The 1,179-nt window shown below is 61.1% G+C and carries 1 protein-coding gene; it reads left to right on the top strand.

The window, feature by feature from the left end:
* The first annotated feature begins 2 nt into the window (after positions 1 to 2).
* Positions 3 to 1,178, top strand: coding sequence for an elongation factor Tu (tuf, locus tag ACPYOP_RS32880; protein ID WP_015339584.1), 1,176 nt, complete (start codon positions 3 to 5; stop codon positions 1,176 to 1,178).
* Position 1,179: the final 1 nt, after the last annotated feature.

Raw genomic sequence — 1,179 nt, 5'->3', positions numbered from 1 at the left:
AAATGGCAAAGAGTAAGTTTGAGCGCAATAAGCCGCACGTTAACATCGGGACGATCGGGCACGTTGACCACGGCAAGACGTCCTTGACGGCAGCGATCACGAAGTACTTCGGCGAGTTCAAGGCGTATGACCAGATCGACGCGGCTCCGGAAGAAAAGGCCCGCGGCATCACCATCTCGACGGCCCACGTCGAGTATGAGACGCCGAACCGCCACTATGCGCACGTCGACTGCCCCGGCCACGCCGACTACGTGAAGAACATGATCACCGGTGCCGCACAGATGGACGGCGCGATCCTGGTTTGCTCGGCTGCTGACGGCCCGATGCCGCAGACGCGCGAGCACATCCTGCTTGCCCGCCAGGTTGGCGTTCCGGCAATCGTCGTGTTCCTGAACAAGGTCGACCAGGTTGACGACGCTGAACTTCTCGAGCTGGTCGAGCTCGAAGTTCGCGAACTTCTGTCGTCCTACGACTTCCCGGGCGACGACATCCCGGTCGTCAAGGGTTCGGCGCTTGCCGCTCTTGAAGATTCGGACAAGAAGATCGGCGAAGACGCGATCCGCGAGCTGATGGCTCAGGTTGACGCCTACATCCCGACGCCTGAGCGTCCGATCGACCAGCCGTTCCTGATGCCGATCGAAGACGTGTTCTCGATCTCGGGCCGTGGTACGGTTGTGACGGGCCGCGTCGAGCGCGGTATCGTCAAGGTTGGTGAAGAAGTCGAAATCGTCGGCATCCGTCCGACGTCGAAGACGACGGTGACCGGCGTTGAAATGTTCCGCAAGCTGCTCGATCAGGGCCAGGCCGGCGACAACATCGGCGCGCTGGTTCGCGGCGTGAACCGTGACGGCGTCGAGCGTGGCCAGATTCTGTGCAAGCCGGGTTCGGTCAAGCCGCACAAGAAGTTCATGGCAGAAGCCTACATCCTGACGAAGGAAGAAGGCGGCCGTCATACGCCGTTCTTCACGAACTACCGTCCGCAGTTCTACTTCCGCACGACGGACGTGACGGGCATCGTTACGCTTCCGGAAGGCACGGAAATGGTTATGCCGGGCGACAACGTCACGGTAGCGGTTGAGCTGATCGTTCCGATCGCGATGGAAGAAAAGCTGCGCTTCGCGATCCGCGAAGGCGGCCGTACCGTCGGCGCAGGCATCGTCGCCTCCATCGTCGAGTAAT

Source organism: Rhizobium sp. KNZ2-6A, assembly GCF_056755475.1.
The sequence above is the reverse complement of the archived record's forward strand: the minus strand, read 5'-3'. Positions and strand labels throughout refer to the sequence as shown.